Here is an 8,063-nt window from a genome sequence, read left to right on the forward strand (position 1 = left end):
TTCTACATCTAGAGCTTCTGCGCTGGTCTGATCCATGCCCGTCCACGGATATGTATGCGTCTCATACACCATTGCTGGTGTCGCAGATGAGCTTGTCTGACGAGCGGCTCATGCAGCCGGCCAACGATGTCATGCAGCCGGGCACGCGGCTGGATTTCCTCAAAGTCGACCAGCGCGGATGGCTATGGGCCAGCAGTGCGATGGTCGAGAGCGTTTTCGACGGCGACCGCTGGTCGCGCATCTCCTCCCGGTATGTGAAGGCCGGTGCCCGAAGACCGGCGCTCCGTGACGCTGCCGTTAGAGCGTGTTCCGGGCTTGTAAATGATGTCCGGCAAAGTAGGACGTCGAAATTGATGGTGAAAACGTGAAGATCAACACATTTCTAGACGCTTGATTTATAGTAGGTGTGGGGTTTTAGTCCGGAGGCTGTACAGGCAACCATGCTGGAAATGCTTGAGCCGCGGATGAAGTGAGGAGCCCCTTAAGCACTCATCCAAGGGGAGTTCCATCATGAACCGCATTTATCGCCTGTGCTGGAATCGCTCCAGCGCACAATGGGTGCCGGCATGTGAGTTTGCGAAGAGCTCGTCGCCCGGCTCGGCGCGGCGTCGCGTCATCGGCCATCGTACGGCGATGCTTTCCGTCCTGTCGTTAGCGCTCGGCATGACGGGCCTGGCCTGTGCCGGCACGACGGGCGGACAGGTCACTGCAGGTGTGGGCCAGATCAGCCAAAGCGGCAATACGACCACGATCCGGCAAAGCAGCCAAAATCTTTCGTTGAGCTGGCAGAGCTTCGACATCGCCGCCAACCAGACGGTCGATTTTCTGCAGCCGGGCAGCAGCTCCATCGCGGTCAACCGTATCCTGGGCAACACCGCCAGCGACATCGAAGGCCACCTCAACGCCAACGGCCAAGTGTGGCTGATCAACCCCAACGGGGTGCTGTTCGGCAAGAATGCACAAGTGAACGTGGGCGGCATCGTCGCCTCCACGCTCGACCTCGACCAGAGCACGCTGGGCACGGACACCGTGCGCTTCTCCGGCAACGGCAAGGGCAGTGTGGTCAACCTCGGCACGATCACCGTCACTCCCGGCGGTTACGCGGCGCTGCTGGGCAACACGGTTTCGAACCAGGGCACGATCCGCGCGCAACTCGGCACGGTGGCGCTGGCCGGCGGCACGGCGATGACGCTGACCTTTGCCGACAACCGACTCGTGCACCTGGTGGTGAACGCCAACACCGTGCAGAGCCTCGTCGAAAACCGCCAGCTCATCGTCGCCGACGGTGGTCAGGTGCTGATGACGGCAGGGGCGCGCAACTCGCTGATCGACAGCGTGGTCAACAACACGGGCACGGTGCAGGCGCAAACCGTGCAGGATCACAATGGCACCATCACCCTGCTCGGCGGCATGCAGGCGGGTACGGTGAACGTGGCGGGCACGCTGGACGCCAGCGCGCCGAACGGCGGCAACGGCGGCTTCATCGAAACGTCCGGTGCGCAGGCACACATCGCCAATGGTGCCGTCATCACCACCAAGGCGGCACCCGGCGGCAAGGACGGCACGTGGCTGGTCGACCCTACCGATTTCACTATCGCGTCCAGCGGCGGCGATATCACCGCCACTACGCTTGAAAGCCAGCTTGCCAGCGGCAACGTCGCCTTCACCAGCGCCAGTGGCGCCAGTGGCACCTCCGGCAACGTCAACGTCAATCAGGCGGTGACGTGGGGTGCCAACACCACGCTCACGCTGACCGCGAGCAATAACGTCAACCTCAACGCCGCCATCACCAATACCGGTGCCGGCGGCAAGACGGTGTTGAATGCGGGCAATGCCTTCGTCAACAACGTGGGCGCTTCGGGTCTGGGCGGCCATTGGGCAATCTACAGCGCCAGCCCTACGGCCACGGGCGAGAACTTGGGCAGCCTCACGCCCAACTTCATTCAGTACAACGCCCCCATCGGCACGGCGGCGGCAACGGGAGCCACGGGCAACGGCGTGTTCTACAGCACCAAGCCCACGCTCACGGTCACGGGCCTCACCGGCACCGTAACGAAGAGCTACGACGGCGCCACCACCGCGACGCTCGCCGGCAACAACATCACCGACTCCGGCTTGATCAACGGCGACACCATCAGCTCGGCCGCCGGCACGTACAGCCAGTCCGACGTGGGCACTGGCCTCACGGTAACCTCGCCGTCGTCCATCACCAGTTTCAACGTCGTCAACGGCAGCATCCCGGTTTATGGCTATACCCTGTCCGGCACGGGCAAGACGGCGAACATCGGCACGATCAACGCGGCGCAGTTGTACGCCACCGTCATCGGCGATCCCACCAAGGTCTACGACGGCACGACGACTGCCATGCTGACCTCGTCCAACTACTACATCACGGGTCTTGCCGCAGGGCAGAGCGTCACCGTGAATCAGCCCAGTTCGGTGGGCTATGCCAGCGCCGACGTCAACACCAATGGCGGTACGACTCCCAATGGCGGTCTGGTAGCGGTCAATGCCTCGTTCGCCAGCACCAACTTCGTCGCCGGTTCGGGTACCAAGCTTTCCAATTACATCCTGCCCACAGCCACCTCGACGACCGCCGCCGCGCTCGCGGCCGACTCGACCGCCGGCTACGGCACCATCACGCCGGCGCCGGTCTATCTGAGCGGCGTGCAGAGCACCAACAAGACCTACGATGCCACCACCAACGACCCGCTGAACATCAGCAACGCCAGCATCTACGGCGTGGTCAACGGCGACAATGTCACGCTCGACACGAGCGGCGCCAGCGGCAACTTCGCCAGCCCCAATGCGGGTAACAACCTCGCCGTTACCCTCAGCGGCTTCACCCTGACGGGCAGCAATGCCACCAAGGTCGCCGACTACGCGCTGATCGCGCCGACCAACCTCACTGCCGATATCTACCAGAAGGCGCTCACCGTTGCCGGCGTCACCGCAACGGACAAGGTGTACGACGGTACGACGACCGATACTCTGGGTACTGGCAACGCCGTGCTCAGCGGCTTCGTGAACGCCGCCGACCAGGCATCGACAACGCTGACCACGAGTTCAGCCACCGGTGCCTTCAGTCAGGCTGACGTCGGCAACGCCCTCGCGGTGACGGTCAACGGCCTTACCGTCAACAACAGCAATTATTCGGTGACCCAACCGACGGGCCTCACTGCGAATATCACGCCAGCCTCGCTGACCATCGCCTTCAGCGGCAGCGCCGACAAGATCTACGACGGCACCGATTACGCCACGCTGTCCACGCCCAACTTCACGGTCAGCGGCGCCGTGGCGGGTCAGACCGTCGCGGTGAACCAGGCTCCGGCGGTCTACACCGGTGCCGATGCGCCCAATGTCGGCACGGACACGGTGACGGCCACGTTGCAGTCGTCCGATCTCACCTTCGCCAGTGGCGCCAAGGCCGGCAACTACACCTTCAATACCAGCGTCGTCGGCAGCGGCAGCATCACGCCGGCGCCGTTGACGATAGCCATCAATAACAATCCAACCCGCACGTTTGATGGCACCGAGGACACCTCGGCCTCACTGACTGCCGGCAACTTCGTGCTGTCTGGCGTGATTCCAGGTCAAACCATCAACCTGGACGGCGCCTTCGCGGGCAATTACTACGACACGTCCAACGCCGCCGCGCCGGGGGCAGCCAGCTACGAGGGCAACGCGGGCACGTGGGGCGTAGTCGCGGCGCTGACCGGCGCCAACTTCTCGGCAGGCAGCAGTACCTCGCTGAGCAACTACCAGTTGCCGACCACAGCGCTCGGCTACGGCACCATCCTGCCCAAGGCGTTGGGCGTAAGCATTGTCGCGGGCATTACCGGCGCCAGCAAAACCTACGATGGCAACACCTCGCTCACGCTGATCCCCGGGAATTTCAATCTCTCGGGTTTCGTGAACGGCGACAGCGCCACGGTGAACCAGAACATCGCCGGCACCTTCGCCACCAAGAATGTCGGCTCGCAGCCGATAACCGCCACGCTGCAGGAATCGGATTTCAATTTTACCGGCAGCGACGAGGGCAATTACACCTTTCCGGTGGCGGCCTACGGCACCGGCACCATCAATCCGGCAACGCTGACCGTCAGCATCATCGGCAATCCCACCAAGACGTACGACGGCAACACCACGGTGCTGCCGCTCACGGGCGGCACCCAATTGGGTACGGCCGCGTGCCCGACAGCCACGTGCAACTTCCAGGTCGCCGGCTTCGTCAACGGCGAGGGCGCCACCATCAATCCGACGGCGTCGTTCACCTACGCCACGGCGAACGTCGCCCGCGACAGCAATGGCAACGTCGTCGGGGGCACCGATGCCATTACCGGCTCGCTCACGCAGAACAACTACATCGCCAACAGCGGCACGCTGCTCTCCAACTACACCCTGGACTACGCTCCCACGGGTAACGGCACGATCAACCCGGCCAGCCTGTACGTCAACGGCGTATATGCGCAGAACAAGATCTATGACGGCGGCACGGGGGCGCTGGTCAACATCAGCAACGGCCAATTGGCCGGCCTTGCCGACGTGGACAAAAATGCTGGCGACATCACGCTGAGCATCGGCAATTCCACCAGCAGCACGGCCGACGGGGTCAGCGGCAGCACGGGCGGCACCCTCGTCCCCAACAGCAACGGCAGCTTCACCGCGACCGGTTCGCCAGTAAGTGGCGCATTCGCGAGCGCGAATGCGGGCAACGGCCAAGTGGTAACTACCACCTTCACCCTCGGCGGCAGCTCGGCCGGCAACTACACCCTGGAACCGCTCACCCTCACGGCCAACATCGCGCCGCGCCCGCTGTCGGTGACCGGCATCTCGGCCAACAACAAGTCTTACGACGGCACCACGGCTGCCACCTTCACCTTCACCACGCCCAGCTTCAGCCAGGCAGGCGGCACCGGCTCATCCGTCAATGGCCTGCTGTCGCAGGATGCGAGCAACGTTTCGCTGAACCAGGGCAGCGGCACGGGCACGTTCGCCACGCCCAACGCCAACACGAATCCGAGTGGCGCCTTCCTGTCGACCAATGGCCAGCCTATCACCGTGACCGCCAACGGCTTCACGTTGAACGGCAGCGCGGCCAGCAATTACGTACTGAGCCAGCCCACGGGCCTCAGCGCCGATATTGCGCAGGCACAAATCACCGCCAACCTCACCGGCAGCATCACGAAGATGTACGACGGCACGTCGACCATCACGATTCCTGCGGCCGACTACAGCACCAGCGGTTGGGTGGCTGGCCAGGGCGGTACGATCACTCAGACGCAGTCCGGATATTACGGCGACCCCGGCAGCCCGCAGTCCAACGCCGGCACCTACGACGTCACCGCTAACCTGGTGTCGTCCGACTGGAAACCGAACGCCGGGACGTCGCTGTCGAACTATGCGCTGCCCTCGCAGGTGGTCGGCAACATGATCGGCACCATCGCGCCCTTGGTGCTGAACCTCAGCGCCACGCGCGTCTATGACGCCACCACCGATATCTACTCCAGCCTGTCCGGCAACGTCACCAACGCCGACAACGCCAACGTGTTCGGCACATTGAACGGCATCAACGGCGACCAGTTCACCGTGACAGGGCAGGGCACCGCGTCGAGCAAGAACGTGGGCACCTATACGGGCGGCAACTTCACCCTCGGCACGCTGGCCTTGCAGGCCAGCAGCGGCAACGCCAACAACTACACTCTGGTGGGTGGCGTCGACACGTACACCATCACCAAGGCGCCGTTGGACGTCACTGGCGCCACGGTGGCCACCAAGGTTTACGACGGCACCACGACCGCGTCGGTGAACGGTGCGACTCTGACTCAGGGCAACGCGAAGGGCGACGTGCTGGGCTCCGACGTCGTCACGATCGGCAGCAGCAACATCGCCGGCACTTTCAGCGACAAGAACGCCGGCAATGGCAAAACCGTCAACATCACCCCGTCAGACGTCGGCGGCGGCGATGCCGGCAACTATCAGTTGGTGCAACCCGCGAACCTGACGGGTGATATCACTCAGCGTCCCGTCACCATCGGCGGTTCGCGCCAGTACGACGGCACCGACACCGCGGTCGGCGGCAGCGGCGCGACCTGGCAGAATCCCGGCGCCGTTTCGGGCAATGCATCCTCTGGCGTGGTGAGCGGTGACACGGTCAAGGTCAACGGCGGCAGCGGTTCGGTGGCGCTCGCGGATGTGGGCACGTACAACAGCGATGGCTCCGGCGCGGGTACGTTCGACGCTACCGGCCTGACCTTGAGCAACACCAACTACGCGATCGCCTCCACGGGCAACACGTTCCAGATTACGCCGATGGTTCTGACCCTCTCCGGCACGCGTGTGTACGACGGCACCGCCAACGCCGACGCCGATCTGGTTACCTCGCTCAATGGTTCCAGTTCGGGTATCAGCGACTGCGGCGCCGATTGTGTAACGCTCACCGGCGCAAACGGCGAAAAGCTGAACCTCGCCGGCACCGGCACCGGTGCTCTGTCTTCCGCGAATGTGGCCGGTACGAGCAGCAGCCCCACGAAGGTGTCGTTCGTCACCAGCGGCGGCGGTATCGCCGGCCTCACGCTGAGTGGCAACAGCGGGGCCAAAGCCAGCAACTACACACTGGCCGGTGGCGTCACCATTACGCCTTACGTGCTCAGCTTCAGCGGCACGCGCGTGTACGACGGCACCAACAAGGTCAACGCGGGCAATCTCGTCGATGCGACAGCGGGCAGCGCCACGCTGGGCAGCACCACGTTCAGCGGGGTCGGCACCGACACGTTCACCTTGAGTGGCACCGGTTCGCTGGGCAGCGCAAACGCCGGTCACTACGGCGGCACGGCAAGCGGCACCAGTGGCACCCCTTCCGGCACGGCGCAGGTCGGCGTGGGCGGGTTGACGCTGGTTCCCGTCAGCGGCATCAGCAACAACTACACCTTGGTGGGCGGCAACGATACCTACGACATCAGCCAGGCCGTCATCACGCTGACCGGCGTGCGCCAGTACGACGGCACGCAAACCGTGAACGGGAATGGCAGCGTCGTTCTCATCGACGGCACCCCTGCCAGCTGCACCGCTGGCAACACGTGCTGGGGGGTTTCAACCAGCAACGTGTACACCGGTGATCTTGGCAAGCTGACCGTGGCAAGCAATGGCTCCACGGTGAGCAGCCCCAATGTCGGCACCTACAACGACAACGGCGGCGGTTTCGTCGATGGATTGACTCTCGGTGGCAGCGCCGCCGGCAACTACACATTGGCTACCACGGGCAACCAGTTCATCATCGACAAGGCGGCACTGACCGTCACCGCACAGAACGCCAGCAAGACCTACGACGGGCTGGCTTATTCCGGCGGCAACGGCGTGACCTACACCGGCCTCGTCAACAACGAGACGTCGAGTGTCTTGGGTGGCAGCCTTGTCTATGGCGGCACGTCGCAAGGGGCGATCAACGCCGGCAACTACGGCATCACCGCCAGCGGCCTGAGCAGCAACAACTACGCCATCAGCTACGTCGACGGTACGCTCGACGTCGGCAAGGCGGCGCTGACCGTCACCGCGCAAGATGCCAGCAAGACCTACGACGGGCTGGCCTATTCCGGCGGCAACGGCGTGACCTACACCGGCCTCGTCAACAACGAGACATCGAGTGTCTTGGGCGGCAGCCTTGCCTACGGCGGCACGTCGCAGGGTGCGATCAACGCCGGCAACTACAGCATCACTGCGAGCGGCCTGAGCAGCAACAACTACACCATCAGCTACGTCGACGGTGCGCTCGACGTCGGCAAGGCGGCGCTGACCGTCACCGCACAGAACGCCAGCAAGACCTACGACGGGCTGGCCTATTCCGGCGGCAACGGCGTGACCTACACCGGCCTCGTCAACAACGAGACGTCGAGTGTCTTGGGTGGCAATCTTGTCTACGGCGGCACGTCGCAGGGTGCGATCAACGCCGGCAACTACGGCATCACCGCGAGCGGCCTGAGCAGCAACAACTACGCCATCAGCTACGTCGACGGTACGCTCGACGTCGGCAAGGCGGCGCTGACCGTCACCGCGCAAGATGCCAG

The 8,063-nt window shown here is 63.9% G+C and carries 2 protein-coding genes; both read left to right on the forward strand.

From position 1 onward, the window contains the following. Positions 1-110 precede the first annotated feature (110 nt). Positions 111-368, forward strand: a complete 258-nt coding sequence (locus tag HDE78_RS20365) for a hypothetical protein (RefSeq protein WP_179482961.1) — start codon at positions 111-113, stop codon at positions 366-368. A 142-nt stretch (positions 369-510) separates the two neighbouring features. Then, a partial coding sequence (locus HDE78_RS20370; protein ID WP_179482963.1) for a YDG domain-containing protein occupies positions 511-8,063 on the forward strand: 7,553 nt, incomplete at its 3' end.

This window comes from Rhodanobacter sp. K2T2 (assembly GCF_013408815.1).
Taxonomy (GTDB): Bacteria; Pseudomonadota; Gammaproteobacteria; order Xanthomonadales; family Rhodanobacteraceae; genus Rhodanobacter.

Excerpts from the sequence above, each read along its gene's own strand:
- HDE78_RS20365 (WP_179482961.1), top strand. The coding sequence starts at position 111 with ATGCAGCCGGCCAACGATGTCATGCAGCCGGGCACGCGGCTGGATTTC.